Source organism: Archangium sp. (assembly GCF_036388035.1).
Lineage (GTDB): Bacteria > Myxococcota > Myxococcia > Myxococcales > Myxococcaceae > Archangium.
In genome coordinates, this window is sequence record NZ_DASVSO010000284.1 from 1 (window position 1) to 16,139 (window position 16,139).

At 71.2% G+C, this 16,139-nt stretch carries 13 protein-coding genes; 10 read left to right on the forward strand and 3 right to left on the reverse strand.

Going from position 1 to position 16,139, the window contains the following annotated elements; genetic code table 11:
- The 5 genes from VF697_RS11965 to VF697_RS11985 form a co-directional block, all read left to right on the forward strand.
- Positions 1-421: hypothetical protein (locus VF697_RS11965; protein ID WP_331094398.1), on the forward strand; the 421-nt coding region annotated here is incomplete at its 5' end.
- Between the two features lie 141 nt (positions 422-562).
- Complete coding sequence (locus VF697_RS11970) at positions 563-2,188, forward strand: hypothetical protein (RefSeq protein WP_331094400.1); 1,626 nt, start codon at positions 563-565, stop codon at positions 2,186-2,188.
- Positions 2,189-2,347: 159 nt separating this feature from the next.
- Positions 2,348-3,832 carry an MraY family glycosyltransferase gene (locus VF697_RS11975; RefSeq protein ID WP_331094402.1) on the forward strand — a complete coding sequence of 495 codons (1,485 nt, stop codon included), beginning with the start codon at positions 2,348-2,350 and terminating at the stop codon, positions 3,830-3,832.
- A gap of 5 nt (positions 3,833-3,837) precedes the next feature.
- Complete coding sequence (locus VF697_RS11980) at positions 3,838-4,866, forward strand: nucleotidyltransferase family protein (protein ID WP_331094404.1); 1,029 nt, start codon at positions 3,838-3,840, stop codon at positions 4,864-4,866.
- Positions 4,867-4,921: 55 nt separating this feature from the next.
- The gene (locus tag VF697_RS11985; protein WP_331094406.1) at positions 4,922-5,587 is read left to right on the forward strand and encodes an acetoacetate decarboxylase family protein; all 666 of its coding nucleotides are present in this window, start codon (positions 4,922-4,924) and stop codon (positions 5,585-5,587) included.
- 19 nt (positions 5,588-5,606) lie between these two features.
- Here the strand turns inward: VF697_RS11985 and VF697_RS11990 are convergent, their stop codons facing one another.
- A complete protein-coding gene (locus tag VF697_RS11990) occupies positions 5,607-6,923 on the reverse strand; it encodes a DUF418 domain-containing protein (protein WP_331094408.1) in 1,317 nt (438 codons plus the stop codon).
- Positions 6,924-7,113: 190 nt separating this feature from the next.
- On the opposite strand from VF697_RS11990, the gene VF697_RS11995 reads away from it, so the two are divergent.
- Together VF697_RS11995 and VF697_RS12000 are read left to right on the forward strand one after the other, a co-directional pair.
- On the forward strand, positions 7,114-8,085 hold the full coding sequence (locus tag VF697_RS11995; protein WP_331094410.1) for a nucleotidyltransferase family protein: 972 nt from the start codon (positions 7,114-7,116) through the stop codon (positions 8,083-8,085).
- 88 nt (positions 8,086-8,173) lie between these two features.
- Positions 8,174-9,472 (forward strand): UDP-glucose/GDP-mannose dehydrogenase family protein, encoded by a 1,299-nt coding sequence (locus tag VF697_RS12000; RefSeq protein ID WP_331094412.1) that lies wholly within the window; start codon positions 8,174-8,176, stop codon positions 9,470-9,472.
- A 68-nt stretch (positions 9,473-9,540) separates the two neighbouring features.
- Here VF697_RS12000 and VF697_RS12005 read toward each other — a convergent pair whose 3' ends face one another.
- Positions 9,541-9,852, reverse strand: a complete 312-nt coding sequence (locus VF697_RS12005) for a hypothetical protein (RefSeq protein WP_331094414.1) — start codon at positions 9,850-9,852, stop codon at positions 9,541-9,543.
- Between the two features lie 169 nt (positions 9,853-10,021).
- Here VF697_RS12005 and VF697_RS12010 point away from each other — a divergent pair, with 169 nt between their 5' ends.
- Positions 10,022-12,649: an O-antigen ligase family protein gene (locus VF697_RS12010; RefSeq protein WP_331094416.1), complete on the forward strand. Its 2,628-nt coding sequence runs from the start codon at positions 10,022-10,024 to the stop codon at positions 12,647-12,649.
- A gap of 15 nt (positions 12,650-12,664) precedes the next feature.
- Here VF697_RS12010 and VF697_RS12015 read toward each other — a convergent pair whose 3' ends face one another.
- Positions 12,665-13,159: a YbaK/EbsC family protein gene (locus tag VF697_RS12015; protein WP_331094418.1), complete on the reverse strand. Its 495-nt coding sequence runs from the start codon at positions 13,157-13,159 to the stop codon at positions 12,665-12,667.
- A 294-nt stretch (positions 13,160-13,453) separates the two neighbouring features.
- Here VF697_RS12015 and VF697_RS12020 point away from each other — a divergent pair, with 294 nt between their 5' ends.
- Positions 13,454-15,499, forward strand: coding sequence for a protein kinase domain-containing protein (locus VF697_RS12020; protein WP_331094420.1), 2,046 nt, complete (start codon positions 13,454-13,456; stop codon positions 15,497-15,499).
- 87 nt (positions 15,500-15,586) lie between these two features.
- Positions 15,587-16,139, forward strand: a 553-nt coding sequence (locus VF697_RS12025) for a DUF2381 family protein (RefSeq protein WP_331094422.1), incomplete at its 3' end; no start/stop codon positions are given.

Sequence of the window (16,139 nt, forward strand, 5' to 3'; positions counted from 1 at the left end):
GCCCAATGCGCCGAGCTCGACGGGTTGGATGCCGAGGTATGGGGGCGACGTCAGTCGCCTGGTGGCGCCCCAGTTCATGCAGGGCTGGGCGGGGATGACCCGCGACGAGCAGCGCGCCATCATGGAGGCCCTCCTGTCCACCTGGTGGGACAAGACCCGTCAGTACGCCGTCGCGGACTGGCTGAACGGTGGCGGCGCGAGCACCACCGAGGCGATCACCGGTCAGATCGACGGCTCGCTGGGCAATCGCATCTGGTACATGCTCCCGCACTTCAAGTACCACGGGGTGAATCCCGCGCTCGTCGATGCGATCGCCGACTGGGCACAGACCATCTGGACCCAGGTCGACTGGTCCCGGGTGAAGAAAGCCAACTGCTGGCCGTACCAGCACTACGTGCTCTGCTCGTCCGAGGCGCTGTAGGGCGCGAGCCGCCGAGCGTCGCGGCTGCCCACCTCGGGTCGCTGTGGACAACCTCCCACCGGGGCCCCTAGGGTGCGCGCTCCTGAAACCCATCGGCCTCGCGCGAGGCCGGTGGGCGAGCACGCTCTGGACCTACGCATCATGTCGAGCCCCTCTGAGCGCACACCGGCCACGCCCGTGCTGGCCTCCCTTCTGACCGGGATGGTCCTGCTCCTCGTCTTCTCGCTGCTGGGACTGCTGGTGACGACCAGCGGGCTGGACGACTCCTTCATCACCTACCGGTACGCGAAGCACCTGGCCCAGGGACATGGAATCCTGTGGAACGTGGGCGAGCCTCCGGTGGAGGGCTACACGTCCTTCCTGTGGGTGATCCTCAACTCCATTCCCCTGCGGTTCGGGGGCTCGCCGCTGTTGATGTCCAAGGCCCTCGCCACCGCGAGCGCCTTCGCCATCATGCTGCTCGCGCTCCTGTACCCGGGGCCGATCCGCTCCCGGGCCTGGAGGGCCGTGCTGGCCGCGCTGGTGGCGACCTGTCCCCTGGTGGCCTTCTACGCCCACTCCGGCATGGAGACGGTCTTCTTCACCGCGCTGCTCTTCGCGGCCGTCCTCGTCCTCGTCCACGAGCTGTCCGGACGCCCCCGCCCGGCTCGGCTGGCCCTCGCCTCGCTGCTCTTCGGCATCTCGGCCATCACCCGTCCCGAGGGGGTGCTGATGTTCGGCCTGAGCGGCCTGCTCTGCCTGTCGCTGCGACCGGCGCCCGGAGAGCACCGCCTGTCACGGCGTGAGCTGCTGCTCCTCGCCGCCCCGTTCCTGGCCGTGTGGCTGACCTACTTCCTCTGGCGGCTCCAGGAGTACGGGTGGCTGTTTCCCAACACGTACTACGCCAAGCACTCGGGCAACCGACTGCAGAACCTGCCGTTGGGGCTCAACTACCTGCTCCTGGCGTGGTCGCCCTACCTGTCCCTGCCGGTGGCGCTCCTGGGCCTGTTGGCGCTGATGCGCTCGCGGCAGGAGCAGGGCCCCGCCCCTCGTGAGGTGCGTATCGCGCTGCGCCTGGCCGCCGTCAGCGCCTGCTACGTCCTCTACATCATCTGGGTCGGAGGGGATGACCGCGCCGCCTTCCCCTCGGTGCGATTGTTCCTCCCCGTGCTGCCCGTGCTGTGGCTCTCCCTGGTGATGATGTTCGATGGGGCGAGCCGCGACTGGACGCCCGGCGCGCGGAGCCTCGCGGCCCTGGGGCTCGTGCTGCTCATGGTCATCAACTGGGGCCAGGACGCGATCCAGTTGGTGAGGTTCGCCCTGCCGAGCAACACCCCCCGCGGGCTGCTCCGGGCCAAGCTGGAGCAACTGCTGCATGAGCAGCCCGGCCTGCTGCCCGGGTGGATTCAGCAGCACACCCGCCCCCACGAGTACATCGCCGTGCCCTGGGCCGGACGGGTGCCGTACTTCTCCGAGCGGCCGACGCTGGACATGCTCGGGCTCAATGACGTGCACATCGCCCACCAGCCGTCGCGCCAGCGGGGCATCGACGTGAAGATGGATCCGGCCTACATCCTCGCCCGCCGCCCCAAGCTCATCTTCGTCAACGTCGGGCGCTGCTATGTGAAGAAGGAGTGCTCCTTCGAGCAGGCCGGGGGGTGGAAGCTGGGAGACCGGGAGCTGCTGGAGCTGCTGCGCAACGCCCCCGAGTACGAGTGGTTGGAGGACGCACCGGGCACCCTCTCCGTCTTCCGACTCCGGGACAACACCGGGGACAGCGGGTCCTGAAACCCGGCGGGGCGGGGGTGGGGCCGAGAGGTGAGAGGGTTCGCCTGGCTGGTTGCCCTCTCTGCTTGCGGGCGACAGGTGTCTGGCACCCCGAGCCATTGACGCTCTCGGGCACCCCGGCGACCATGCGCGCCCTGTGGAAGGGTTGGAGAAGCCGAGATGATTACCTACCTGGTTGCCTTCCTCGTCGCACTGATGGTGGGACTGGTGCTGACGCTGGTGGTGCGCAACCGTGCGCTGGCCTGGGGTTGGCTGGACCAGGCCAACTCCAGTCGAAAGGTGCACGTCCGCCCGATTCCGCGCCTGGGCGGCATCGGCATCGTGGGGGGGTTCTTCGCGCCCCTCTGTGCACTCTTCCTCGTGGACTCGGTGGTGGGCCAGCACTTCCGCACACAGACGGCGCTGGTGTGGGGCCTGTTCGGCGGCGGCCTGGTGGTGGTGGCGCTGGGGCTCTATGACGACCTGCGGGGCGCGGGCGCGAAGCTGAAGTTCGGCGTGCAGCTGCTGGTGGCGCTCGGGCTGTACGCGCTCGACTTCCGCATCGAGCAGATCGCCAACCCCTTCGGGCCATCGCTGCCGCTGGGGTGGCTCGGCCTGCCCTTCACGGTGCTGTGGGTGGTGGGGGTCATCAACGCCATCAACCTCATCGACGGGCTGGACGGGCTGGCGGGCGGAGTGGCCTTCTTCGGGGTGGGCACCAACTTCATCCTCGCCCTCAGCCGCGGGGACGTGCTGCTGTGCCTCCTCATGGTGGCACTGGCGGGCGCGATCCTCGGCTTCCTCTTCTTCAACTTCAACCCGGCCTCCATCTTCATGGGGGACACGGGCAGCATGTTCCTGGGCTTCGTGCTGGCGGCCGTCTCCCTCAAGACGTGCGCCAAGAGTGGCACCACGGTGGCCATGCTGGTGCCGGTGATGGCGCTGGGCCTGCCCATCATGGACACGCTGCTGGCCATGGTGCGGCGCACGATGTTGGGGCGGCCCATGTTCAGCGCGGACAAGGAGCACATCCACCACCGGATGATGAGCCGGCTGGTGCTCAGCCACCGCGCGGCGGTGCTGGTGCTCTATGGCCTGTGCGCCCTCTTCACGCTGACGGCGCTCGGCCTGCACTGGGCCAACACCGCGCAGAGCGCCATGCTGCTCACGGGCATGGGGGTGGTGGTGGCGGTGCTGATGCGCAAGCTGGGCTACCTGGACCTGCGGCGCGCCAGCGGGGTGAGCGAGGTGCGGCGCAAGAACATCCGGCTGCGCTCGCTGGTGAAGGACGTGACGGAGGCGGTGCGCTCGGCCTCCCAGGTGAAGGACCTCTGGGCCGCGGTGCGCCCGCTGGCCGAAGCGCTCGACGCCTCGCGCCTGATGCTGCGCTTCGAGCGCCAGCGTGGGAGCAACCGGGAGGGCCTCACCTTCGAGACGCAGCGGCCCGCCGGTTCGGCGCTGCCGCTGGAGGTGCGCCTGGAGGTGAAGGGCGGGGACGAGGTGCTCGGCTTCCTCTTCATCTCCTGGGGTGACGGGCGCTCGGAGATCAACCGCGACGAGGAGCTGACCCTGGAGCTGGTGGCGGACGCGCTGGGGGACCGGGCCGCGAAGCTGATGGCCCAGGCCGAGGCGGACCCGAGGCGCGTCGTCGCGCTGCGGCGGTGAGCGGTGTGGGCGCGAGGGCGCTCCTGGAGGTGCTCCGCGCATGGCCGGAGGCCCCGGAGGGCCCGGTGCCCTCGGACGCGGAGGCCCTGGTGCACGCGGCGGCCCGGCATGGGCTCGCGGGCTTCGTCCAGCATGCGCTGGGACGCTCGGGCTGGACGCTGGACGAGGCGGTGCGCACCCGCCTGCGCCGCGAGGCCCTGGGCCAGGCGGCTCGGGGCATGCGGGTGAAGGCCCTGCTGCTGCGCGGCCTGGACGTGCTGGCCGCCGTGGGCGTGGTGCCGGTGCTGCTCAAGGGCCACGGGCTGGCGGTGCGCCTCTACCCGGAGCCGCTGCAGCGGGCCACCTCGGACGTGGACCTGCTGGTGGCGGACGCGGAGGTGGACGTGGCGTCGCGTGCCCTGGAGGGGCTCGGGCTGCGGCCGCTCAACGCGCGGGAGGCGGCGCACGCACGGGAGCACGAGCACCACTTGACCTTCTCCGGCGCGGCGGGGCTGGTGGAGCTGCACTTTCGCGCCCTGGTGGGGTACGGGCAGGCGCTGGAGGCGCAGGCGCTGCTGGCCCGCGCAGAGGAGGCCGAGCTGGAGGGCCGACGCGTGCGCTACCTGCGCGCGGAGGACGAGCTCGTCTACCTCGCGATCCACGCGAGCAACCACCTGCTGCAGCGGCTGTCGTGGCTGTTCGACCTGAAGCTGCTGGTGCGAGCGCACCCGGGGCTGGACTGGGGGCGCGTGGTGGAGGTGGCCCGGGGGACGGCCTTCCCGCACCTCGCCTGGTACGCGCTGGAGGCGGCGCGGCGGCTGGTGGGAGCGCGGGTGCCGGACGAGGCGCTGGCGGCGCTGGCTCCACCGGCGTGGCAGCGACTGCTGGCGGCGCGCTTCTTCACCGCCGAGCGGCTGCTGGAGACGGAGTTGATGAACCACAAGCCGGCGTGGGTGGCGGCGAAGCTGCTGCTCGCGCCCCGACTGCTGCCCATGGCGCGCTACACCGCGCGCCGGCTGCGGGAGGACGGACTCTCGGCGCTGCGCTCGCGGTGAATGCGGCGCCTCTCATCGGGAGTGTGTCAAGCTCGCGTGGCAAGGAGCCTCGCCCGTGTCCAATGACTACCCGCCCGCGCCCTGGGTGCTCCGGGGGCAGATGTACTTCTCCGTGTGGATGGTCCCCCTCGCGCGACTCCAGGTGCGGGTGGACCCGGCATTCGAGCTGGTCACCGTCGCGGGCCGCGCGTGCGTCGCCGCGTGCTTCGTGGACTACCAGGAGGGCAGCGTGCTGACCTACGGCGAGCTCTTCGGCTCCGTCAGCGTGAAGCCGCGGGGCTCGCACCGTTACGGAATGACGGCCACCCAGATGTGGGTGGACAGCGAGCCCTCCCTGCGCGGGGGACGTGCGCTGTGGGGCATGCCCAAGGAGATGGCGCGCTTCGAGCTCGACCACCATCCTCCCGGGGGCGGCTTCGCCGGGGCCTGCTGGGACCCTCGGGGTCGGGAGCTGGCGCGGGTGCGCTTCGAGCCGTTGGCGGCGCTGCCCCGGAGCGTCCGCATCCCGCTCGTCCTGCCGAACCTGCAGGTGCTCCACGGGCGGGTGCATGCGCCGAGGGCGCCCATCCGCTTCTCGCCCCGGCTGCTCCGGGGGGCGGACTGGTCCATCCCGGAGGACAGCCCCCTGGCCTCGCTCGGCATCGCGGGGGCTCGCCCGTGGATGAGCTGCCAGGTGCGGGACTTCGAGTGGAACCTGCCCGCGGCGACTCCGGTGGACTGAGCGCCGCGGGCCGGGGCTCTCAGGCGGCCACCACCGGCACGCTGACGGGAGCCGCGGGCAGGCGCATCGGCTGGGCCTTCCCGTACGTCAGCGAGCGCCACACCCACTCGGCGGGGCCGAAGCGGAAGCGCGCCAGCCACCAGTGGCTGAAGGCCACCTGCGCGCAGAAGATGGCGAGGGTGAGCCCGAGGGTCGCCGCCGGGCCCACCTTCCCGATGAGGCCCAGCCCGAAGCCGTAGAAGAGCAGGAGGCTCGCCACCGTCTGGCCCAGGTAGTTCGTCAGCGCCATGCGGCCCACCGGGGCGAGCACCAGCAGCAGCCGCTGCCACGCGGGCCGCTGGAAGAGGAGCACGAGGCTCGACACGTAGAAGGCGGCGAGGCCCAGCTCGTTGAGCTGTCGCACCGGGTGCATGAACATGAGCCACGGCGCCTGGGGCGCGATCAGCTTCTGGCGCATCAGGTACTGCAGCAGGAACCCGATGCCGCTGGTGAGCACCCCGGCGAGCAGGCCCCACCCGAGCAGCTTGCGGAAGAAGGACAGGTGCTGGGGCGCGTCGTGGAAGAGGCGCCGCCGCCCGGCCATGAACCCCAGCAGGAACCGGCCCAGCAGGGCGAACAGCACGGGCAGCAGGGGCTTGAGGAACTCGCCGAAGTAGTAGCGGGCGTTGATGCGAACGACCTCGAGGTACGTGCCGCCCGTGATGGCCTCCAGCACCTGGGCCCGCATCTGGGTGGAGCGCTCCATGGCCGCCTTGGTCGCTGCCGCCACGCTCTCCGCGCCGCCACCCATCAGCAGCGGCAGGAAGCGCGTGAGGCCGTTGATGGCCATGGGCACGACGAGGATGAGCAGGGCGGCCCAGACGAGCAGTGTCTTGTCGGCGCGCTTGCGGAACAGGAGCAGGGCGAAGCCCAGCGTCGCGTACGTGGTGAGGATGTCGCCGTACCAGAGCGCCAGCAGGTGCACGCAGCCGAGCAGCAGCATCACGCACAGCCGCCGCATGTAGAGCGGGGCGATGGCGGCCCCCCGCGCCTCGGCCCGGAGCATCTGCACGGAGAAGCCCAGGCCGAAGAGGAACGAGAAGATGGTGATGAACTTCCCGACCACCAGCTGCTGGACTCCATGGACGGCGGCGGTGTCCAGGGCGGACGCCGAGGCCATGGCCGCCTCTATCTGGGCGCGCGGCATGAAGATGCGGCCGCTGAACCACAGGGCCACGTTCGACACGAAGACGCCGCACAGCGCGAAGCCGCGCAGGGTGTCGAGCAGGGCGAGTCGCTCGGAGGCGTCGATGGGACGGGCCTCGGAGTCCAGGGCGGGAGAGGGGAGTGGGCTCATGCTGGGAAAAAGGCCGCCGAACCTGCGCCGGCCCGCTCCTATTCCCAGCAAGCATGCGAGCCATCAGCGCTTCCCATATTCGGACAGCGCGGTCCCACTTCCGGACAGTGCGCCCGGGTGTCGGGGTCCGACAGGTGCCACCGGCTTCCGATTGCGCCCTGTGCGCAAGAGTCGTTAAAGCTCCGACGCCATGGCGATCAGCCTCCTCGACACCTTCCGAGTCCTTGCCTCGTTCAACCCGCCGCGCGGCTCGCTGCGCCAGGCACCGTGGGAGGAGTACGTGGACTGGGCCATCGCCCAGGGCCTGGCGCCCCTGGCCTCCTACAACCTCGAGTACCGCCTCACCGGAGCGGACGCGCCGGAGTGGGCGAGAGATCGGCTGCTGAGCATCTACACGGGCTCGGTCAACGACAACGTGATGAAGCTCGTCAACTTCAAGCGCAGCGTGGACGAGCTGGAGGGCCGCAAGCTGCTGGTGCTCGGCGGGGCCGCCTTCGCCGATGTGCTCTACCCCCATGTGGGCTTCCGCCCCGTGCTGGAGATTCAACTGCTGCTGCGGCGCATGGACGTGGACGCCTTCGCCGGCTACCTCGCCCAGCACGAGTTCCGCCCGGAGCCGGACGAGTCCGGCCATGGCGCGGCCAAGGTGGTGTCCGACGGCCGCACCGCCATCTACCTCTACGCGGACGTGCTCGGCCCCGAGCGCCGCGCCGAGGTGCAGGGCATCTTCGACCGTGCGACGCCCATGAAGATGTACGGCCCCTCCATGTTCCGCCCGGACCTGGAGGACGCGGTGCTGCTCGTCTGCCTGGAGCATGCGCGCCAGGGCTACCAGGTGCCCTGGCTGTCCTACCTGGACCTGCGCGAGCTGGTGACGGGGGCGACGTCGATGGGCAGCGTCTTCTCGCGCCCGCTGGACGTGCCGGCCCTGCTGGAGCGAGCCAGGGCGTGGCGGCTGGAGCGCGCCCTCTACACCTCGCTGTCCATCATCGGGCGGCTCTTTCCCGAGACGGCCGAGGGGCTGAAGCCGGCCCTCCCCCCGCTGCGCCGGGCCACCCGGGAGCTGCTCGACCGGCTGGTCGTCCAGCCCGCGAGCGAGCCGGGGCAGATGAGTCAAATCCGGGGCTCGGAGCGGCTGCGCCGGCTGCTGACCGGGCAGTAGGAGGGGCGTCTGGCCGTGACTCGCCCCTTCCCCCGGGGGCGCTTCCCGGCGTATGAGCGATGCCGGCCTCCGGCCAGCTAGGACGCTCATGCACATCGCCATCATCGGAACGGGCTACGTAGGTCTCGTCGCGGGGACCTGCTTCGCGGACTCGGGCAACGACGTCGTCTGCGTGGACATCGACACGCGGAAGATCGCCCAGCTCCAGCAGGGAGAGGTTCCCATCTACGAGCCAGGACTGGAGGAGCTCATCCGCAAGAACACGCGGGAGCGCCGCCTGTCCTTCTCCACCGACCTGCCCACGGCGGTGGCCAAGGCCCAGGTGGTGTTCATCGCCGTGGGCACGCCCGAGGGCGAGAGCGGCGAGGCGGACCTCCAGTACGTGCTGTCCGCGGCGGAGCAGATCGGCCGCGCGATGCGCCAGTACACGGTCATCGTGGACAAGAGCACGGTGCCGGTGGGCACGGCGGACAAGGTCCGCGAGGTCGTCTCCCGCGTGACGAAGCAGGAGTTCGACGTCGTCTCCAACCCCGAGTTCCTCAAGGAAGGCGCCGCGCTGGACGACTTCTTCAAGCCGGACCGGGTGGTGATCGGCACCGAGTCGGAGCGGGCGCGCAAGCTCATGGGCCAGCTCTACGCGCCCTTCGTGCGCACGGAGAACCCCATCCTCTACATGGACACGCGCTCGGCCGAGCTGACGAAGTACGCGGCCAACGCGATGCTGGCCACGCGCATCTCCTTCATGAACGACATGGCCGCGCTCTGCGAGAAGGTGGGCGCGGACGTGGACTTCGTGCGCAAGGGCATGGGCGCGGACAAGCGCATCGGCTACCCCTTCCTCTTCCCGGGCGTGGGCTACGGCGGCTCGTGCTTCCCCAAGGACGTGAAGGCGCTGGTGGCCAAGGGCCGCGAGCAGGGGCTGGAGTTGGACCTGCTGCGCGCGGTGGAGCGCACCAACGAGCGGCAGAAGAAGCTCCTGGTGCAGAAGGCGGTGAAGCACTTCGGCTCGCTGGAGGGCCGCAAGTTCGCCGTGTGGGGCCTGGCCTTCAAGCCCAAGACGGACGACATGCGCGAGGCGCCCTCCGTCGAGGTCATCGAGGGCCTGCTGGCCAAGGGCGCCCAGGTGACGGCGCATGACCCGGTGGCCGAGCGCACCGCCCGCCGCGTCCTGGGAGACCGCGTGCGCTACGCGGGCCTGCCCTACGAGGCGCTGGAGGGCGCGGACGCGCTCTTCGTCGTCACCGAGTGGAACGAGTTCCGCCACCCGGACTTCGACCGCATGAGGGCGCTGATGAAGTCCCCCGTCATCTTCGACGGCCGCAACATCTACGACCCGTCGCGGATGCAGGAGCTGGGCTTCACCTACATGGGGCTGGGCCGCCGCTAGTCCCCGTGGCCCGAGGTCGCGCTCCGCTTCCTCCGGGGAGCGCGACGGGACGGGCCGGTGGCAGGGCCCTACGGCTGGCGCGACAGTCCGCAGGCCTGCTTCTCGGCCTCGTTCGTCTCGATGCGCTGGCAGATCGCCTGCCGCTCCACCTCGTCATCCGTGTTGAGGCACGTCTCCAGCCGCTGCTCGCACACCTCGAGCTGCTCGTCGGTCGGCTCGAGGCGGCTCTCTTCCTCGGCCACGGAGCGGATGCAACTGTCGCGCTGGAACGACTCGACACAGTCGCACAGGCGCTCCGACAGTTCCCGGCACGGACTCTTGCAACCGGCGAGGGCGAGCAGGGCGGAGGAGAGCAGGGTGATGGCGACGGAGCGGCGCATGGGGTGGGTGAAGATGCCAGATGGCGTCTGGGATGCAAGCAATGGCGGATGGAAGGTCGGGTGCTCACCGCATCGCTCCCTCTCCCTGAGCGGGCGGGCGTGCAACGGGTGGGGCCTCCGTCCACTTCCGGGCGTCTCCCGGGACGCGTGACATACTCGGGTGCTCCCCATGTCCTCTGAATCGACCCAGCGCTCGCGCACTTCCCGGTACTCCCTCGGGGCCGAGGGGGTGCTGTCGGTGCTGCTGGTGCTGGTGCCGCTGGCGCTCGGGGGCGCCTCGTCGTGGGTCCACTGGCCCCTCGTGGCGCTCGCGGGGCTCGCCCTCGTGCTGGCCTGCGTGGGCGCGCGGCGGCAGCGGCAATCGCTGTGCGTCCCCCTGCTCGCGCTTCCCCTCGGGGCCGGGGCCCTGCTCTGCCTCCTGCAGCTCGTTCCGCTGCCGCCGGGGCTCCTTGCCCTCCTCAGCCCCGAGGCCGCCGAGCTGCGGGACTTCATCCTCGTGCCTCTCGGGCTGGACGGCGCGCGGCCCCTGTCGATGGATCCGCCGGCCACCTGGCGCGAGCTGGCCAAGCACCTGGCGTACCTGCTCACCTTCGTCGCCGCGGTGCAGGTGTGCCGCTCCGGGCGCGCGCGTCGCCGGCTGCTGGCCACGCTCGCCTTCACGGGCGCGGGGGTGGCCACGGTGGGCCTGGTGCACGCGCTGCTCGGCCTCACCCGGCTGCTCGGCCTCATCGCCTTCGTCCACGCGCGGCCGCCCCTCCTCACGCCCTTCGGCAACCCCAACCACCTCGCGGCCTTCCTCGCCCTGTCGGCCACCGTGGCGCTGGGGCTCGCGCTCTCCAGTGGCAACCGGGCGCGTGCGGCCCCCTTCGTGGTGGCCACCGTGCTGAGTGGGGCGGGCGTGCTGCTGTCCCTCTCGCGCGGGGGCATCGCCTTCTTCGTCTTCGGACTGCTCGCCCTCGCGCTCCTGCTGCTGCTCCAGCGCCGGGCCGGCACGCCTGGGGCGCGCACGTGGCGCCTGGGGGGCGCCGTGCTGCTGTGCCTCCTCGGGGTGCTCGCGGTGGGCGGCTCTGTCGCCGCCGAGCGCATCTCGGCCGAGCTGGCGAGCGTCGACAGCGTGGAGGAGCTGCGCCACAGCAAGGTGGCGCTGTGGCCGATGATGGCCTCGGCCGCGCGGGCCTTCCCGCTCGGCATGGGGCGCGGCGCCTTCGAGTCCGTCTTCCCCCGCTACCAGACGCGGCCCACCATCAACACCTATACGCACCCGGAGAACGTGGTGCTGCAGCTCGCCACCGAGCTCGGCGTGCCCGGTCTGGTGGTGCTCGCCGTGGCGCTGTGGGGCTTTGGCCGGCTGCTGCGCCGCGAGGGGTTGGAGGCGGCGGAGCTGGCGGTGCTCGCGGGCGTGGCGGCGCTCGGGCTGCACGACCTCTTCGACTTCAGCCTGGAGCTTCCCGCGAGCGCGGTGGCGGCCCTGGTGGCGCTGGCCACCGTGGCCCGGCCCGAGCACCGCGCCCGCCCCGAGGCTCCCGGTGGCCTCGCCCCCATGCCCGTCCTCGCCGGGGGCGTGGCCCTCACCCTCTTGGCCCTCGCCGCGCTCGTCCCCGGCCGGCACACGCTGTCCGCCGCCGATGCGGAGCTGGGGGCCCTCGTCACCGCGCGCGCCCCGCTCGCCGAGGTGCGTGCCCGCGGGCTCGCCCTCATCGACCGGCACCCGACCGACTACGCCCTGCATGACCTGCTGGGCACCGCCTGCGTGGCCTCGGGGCCCTCGGGCGCGACCGAGGCGCTCGCCTTCGCCAACCGGGCCCTCTTCCTCAACCCGCTGGATGCCCGGGCCCACCGCGTGGCCGCGCGCGCCCTGCTCGTCCTGAGGCGCCGCACCCAGGCCTTCCTCGAATACCGCCTGGCCTTCGAGGCCGGGGACACCGAGGTGCTGTGGCGGGAGGCGCTCGGGCGGGCACGTACCCTCGAGGAGCTCCAGGCCCTCACGCCGGACTCGGCCAGGGCCGCGGTGCGGCTCGCCACCGAGCTGATGCTCGCTGGGCGTCACGAGGAGGCCCTTCCCTGGCTCGCCTGGGCCCGCGAGCGCTTCGACGGGGCGCCCGAGTGGGTGGGCCTGTGGGAGCGCGAGGCACGCCTGCGACTCGAACGGCGGGAGCTGGAGCAGGCCGAGGCCGCGAGCAACGAGGTCTCCCGTCTGGCCCCGGACGCGCTCTCCTCGCACCTGCTGCGCGCGGAGGTGCTTCGGGCGCGGGGCCGGCACGGCGAGGCGCTGAAGTCCCTCGAGGCGCTCAGCTCCCGCTACCCGGGCGAGGTGGAGCTGTCCTTCACGCTCGCGCGCCTTCAGGTGGACGCGGGCCTCCCGCGCCGCGCCCGGGAGACGCTCCAGCAGGTGAGCCCCTTCCTCTCGGACCTGACGCAGCGGGCCCGGCTCTTCATGCTCGAAGGCGCCAGCTACGAGCGGGAGGGGCACCGCGCGCGAGCGCTCGAGTCCTGGCGGTCGGTGATCCGCCTCCAGCCCGGCCCCGACCCCTGGTTCAGGGTGGCGCGCCTCCACGAGTCGATGCACCAGCTCGATGCCGCGGCGCGGGCCGTGCGCGAGGGGCTGCGGCTGCTGCCCCCGGAGAAGCGCGCGGAAGCGGAGGCGTGGGCGTCCCTCCTGGAGGCGATGGAGCGCCAACGGGTGGAGGAGCGGCGCCAGGAGCGCGTCGGCGGCTCGGACGCCTCGGAGTCGCTGCTCCTTCGGGTGATGGGCTCGGACGAGGACACGGGGGGCTCGGGCGAGGACGAGGACCCCTGAGCCTCCTGGCGGGCGCTAGTGGTGCCCGGGGTTCTGCTCCGAGCGCTCCAAGACGAGGGAGGCCTTCCGAGGCGACTCGAGGTTGAGGAAGTCCGAGGCGTGCACCTCCAGCGCCTCCTCGTGCGAGCCGGCGCGCAGCAGCAGGTCCTCCGCCTGGCCCAGGCTCTCGTCCATCAGCACGGGCAGCCCGTAGAGGTGGCCGAAGGGGGGCTCCGCGCCCAGCTCGCACTCCGGGAAGAGGTCGGCGAACTCGTCCTCGGTGGCCAGCCTCGCCTCCGGGGTGCCGAGCGCCTCGCGCACCTTGTCGAAGTCCAGCGTGTCCGCGGCGGGGATGACGCAAATCCAGAGCTGCTGGTCCGCGGTCCGGATGATGACCGACTTGGCCACGCGGTAGCCCGTGACGTGGAGGGCCTGGGCCAGCTCCTGCGCCGTCACCGCGCGCGGGTGCCAGTGTCGCAGGAAGGGCACGTGCTGCTGCTGGAGGTAGTGCTGGATGGGCTCGGGGATCATGGGCGGCACCTCTCGTCTCGAAGGTGGACCGTCCACGTCCCGTCGTCCATGCCGGGCCGGTCGCGTGCCCGCCTGCTCGGGGGGCACACGGGCGGTCCTCGCGTCGCGAACTTCCTGGCGGGGTCTCCTGGAGAGCGTCTGGGGGAGCGCCACTTCTGGACGTCCAGAAGTGATGTGAGTAAAGGTGGGATGTTGCTTCTGGACGTCCAGAAGTGAGGCGCGGTCGGAGTGTTTTTCGCTTCCCGGGTTTCTCGGCGGGTTCTGTTACGGTGCCCCACTCCGGAGGTAGCGCGCATGAGCGGGGCCGTGGAGGGACATGTTCCGGCGGAGCGGCGGTGGGGCGCGGGGCGACCCCGGGGGCGTCGACGGGCCGGGAGACGATGGGAGCAGGAGGAGCAGCCCCCACTGGGTGTTCGGATTGGCGGCTACCAGCTGGAGGCGCGGTTGGGGGAGGGCGGTCAGGGGACGGTGTACCGGGCCCGGCGCGGTGGACGGCTCTACGCCATCAAGTTCCTCTCCCTGAGAATGGAGGAGTGGGCGTGGCGCGAGCTGGAGGTGCGGCTGCGCTTGCGACGTATGGGGACGATGCGGTTGGAAGGCCATGGTCACTGGCCCGACCAGACGCCGTGCTTCCTCTACCTCGTGGTGCCCTACGTGCGCGGGCGCCCGCTGTACGCGTGGGCCCAGGAGAACAACCCCACGGCGCGGTGGGGGGCGCACCTGATGCGGGAGCTGGCGCGGCAGTTGGAGCAGGTCCACCGGGCCGGGGTGGTGCACCGGGACGTGAAGGGCTCCAACGTGCTGGTGCGCCGCGAGGATGGGCAGCCGGTGCTGGTGGATTTTGGCCTGGGCACGTACCCCGGGGCGCCCGAAATCACCCACCCCCTCTCGCTCCTGGGGACGCCGCGCTACCGCAGCCCCGAGGCGCTGCGCTTCCGGAAAGAGCACGCGGGAGAGCATGCCCCGACGCGGCCCTCGGATGACTTGTGGGCGCTGGGGGTCGTCCTCTACGTGCTGCTGACGGGCAGCTACCCGTTCGACGTGGAGGAATGGGCGGACGAGGGCGCGCTGGCGGACGTCATCCTGAAGCAGGAGCCCGAGCCACCGCACGAGCGCAACCCGCGCGTGCCCCGGGCGCTGAGCGAGCTGTGCCTGCGCATGCTGGAGAAGCGCCTCGAGGCGCGCTACCCGGACGCGGTGGCGCTGGGCACGGCGCTGGAGGCGGTGCTGGCGGAGGCGGACGCGACGTGGGACGTGGCGCTGTGCGAGGCGTGGGGCCCGGATGACGCCACCACGCCACAGGAGGTGGCGCTGGACCTGGGGGACTGGCAGGAGCGGTTGCGCAGGCTCGCGGCGTATGCGCGGCGCCATCCCCGGCGCGGCCGGCCCGTGGCACTCGCGGAAGCCTCCACGCTGCCGCGTACCTCGGAGGCTCCACCGGGAGGGGACGAGGACTCCGGGACGGAAGCGAGTCCCGCCCGGCGGCGGACGCGGGCGCCTCGGCGACGCGCGGTGGCCTGGGGCGGCGCCCTGTTGGGAGTGGGTCTGCTGGGGCTGCTCGCCACCCTGGGGGGCCCGCGTTCCGAGCCCGAGGTGCCGGCCCCTACTCCGGGAGTGGTTTCCGTTCCCACCATTCCGGAGGTCAGAAAATCTGGCCAGGAAGTGGCGTCCCCGAGCGAGCCGCCGGAAGGTGCAAGAGGCGCGGCGCTCGAGAAGGCGGCAACCCCCGCGCCCGTCGCCAGTGCGACGCCTCGGAAGGACAGCACGCGCGTGAAGACTCCACGGCAGACTCCCCCTAGGCAGCAGAAGCAGAGCACGGTGCTCGACACCGTGGGCAAGGCATGCGTCCTGGTCTGGGTCGCGGGCGGGCTCGCGTGCGCCACCAGCCCCGAGCCCCAGGTGCGCCCCCTGGCTACCGCCACCGCGCGCCTGCCTCCGCCTGCGGAGTGCCCGGCCGGCTCCGTGGAAACCATGAGGAAGGTGTGGGGGGTGCAGCTCGGGGGAAATTCGGAAGTCTTTTTCCTGATCGACGGTGAGCTCGTCTTCAATCAACGCATCACCGTGCGTCCCGGGCGGGCCACGCTCACTCTGAATAACGACGACTTTGGGTTTCCAATCCACACCGTATTCATCGGGGAACTCTTCTTCGGGGAGGAGCGCGTCTACGGGCGCTTCACCCGGGCCCGCACCCCCGATGGGCAGACGTACTCCGTCTGCTTCGACCTCTACGACCAAACGCTGGACGGCGAACGGGGCGTGCCCATGAAGCCCGGCAGCCGGCTGGACGCCGCGATCATCTTTTCCCAGGTAAACCTCCAGGCGGTGAAGCGCTTCGACTAGGGACACCGGGCGGATCAGGAGCGGGAGAATGGCTGGGTCAACCTGGGAGGTCCCTGTTAACATCTCCACTCCCGAGGTCGCGTTCCCATGCCCGCTCCGTTCCCCATCGTCGCCCTGCTCCTCCTCCTCCATTCGAACGCTCCGGCACCCGTTCAGCCCGCCCCTCCTTCCTGGGACATGACCGGCGCGCCCCGTTTCACGGTGACGGCAGTCACCGCGGATGAAGCACGTGAGGTGCCCATCAGCCCGAATCGCGCCCTCACGTTCGTCTTCAACACGCCCGTTCAGATCGGGGGCGCCGTGGTGGAGGCGCGTGAGCATTTCCGCCAGGTCTCATTGTCGGAGGATGGGCTCATGCTCAATCTGCTGCTCTCGGATGAGCTGCGGTGGGGCAAGGGGTTGAAGTTGACGGTGCGCTTCGCGGATGGGGCAACGCCCACGAGCATGGACTTCATGCTGGTGGTGTCCCCCCGGGCCGAGCCGCAGGTGGAGGTCTACCGCCACCTGCGCCCCGGCGATTCCTACCGGCAACAGGCCGAGGAGGCGGAGGCAAGAGTCCAGCAGTGCCAGACGCAGTTGGCGCGGGAACGGGCGGAGCGGGATACGCCTCGGGGCCTTACGGGTCTACTCGCCATGAACC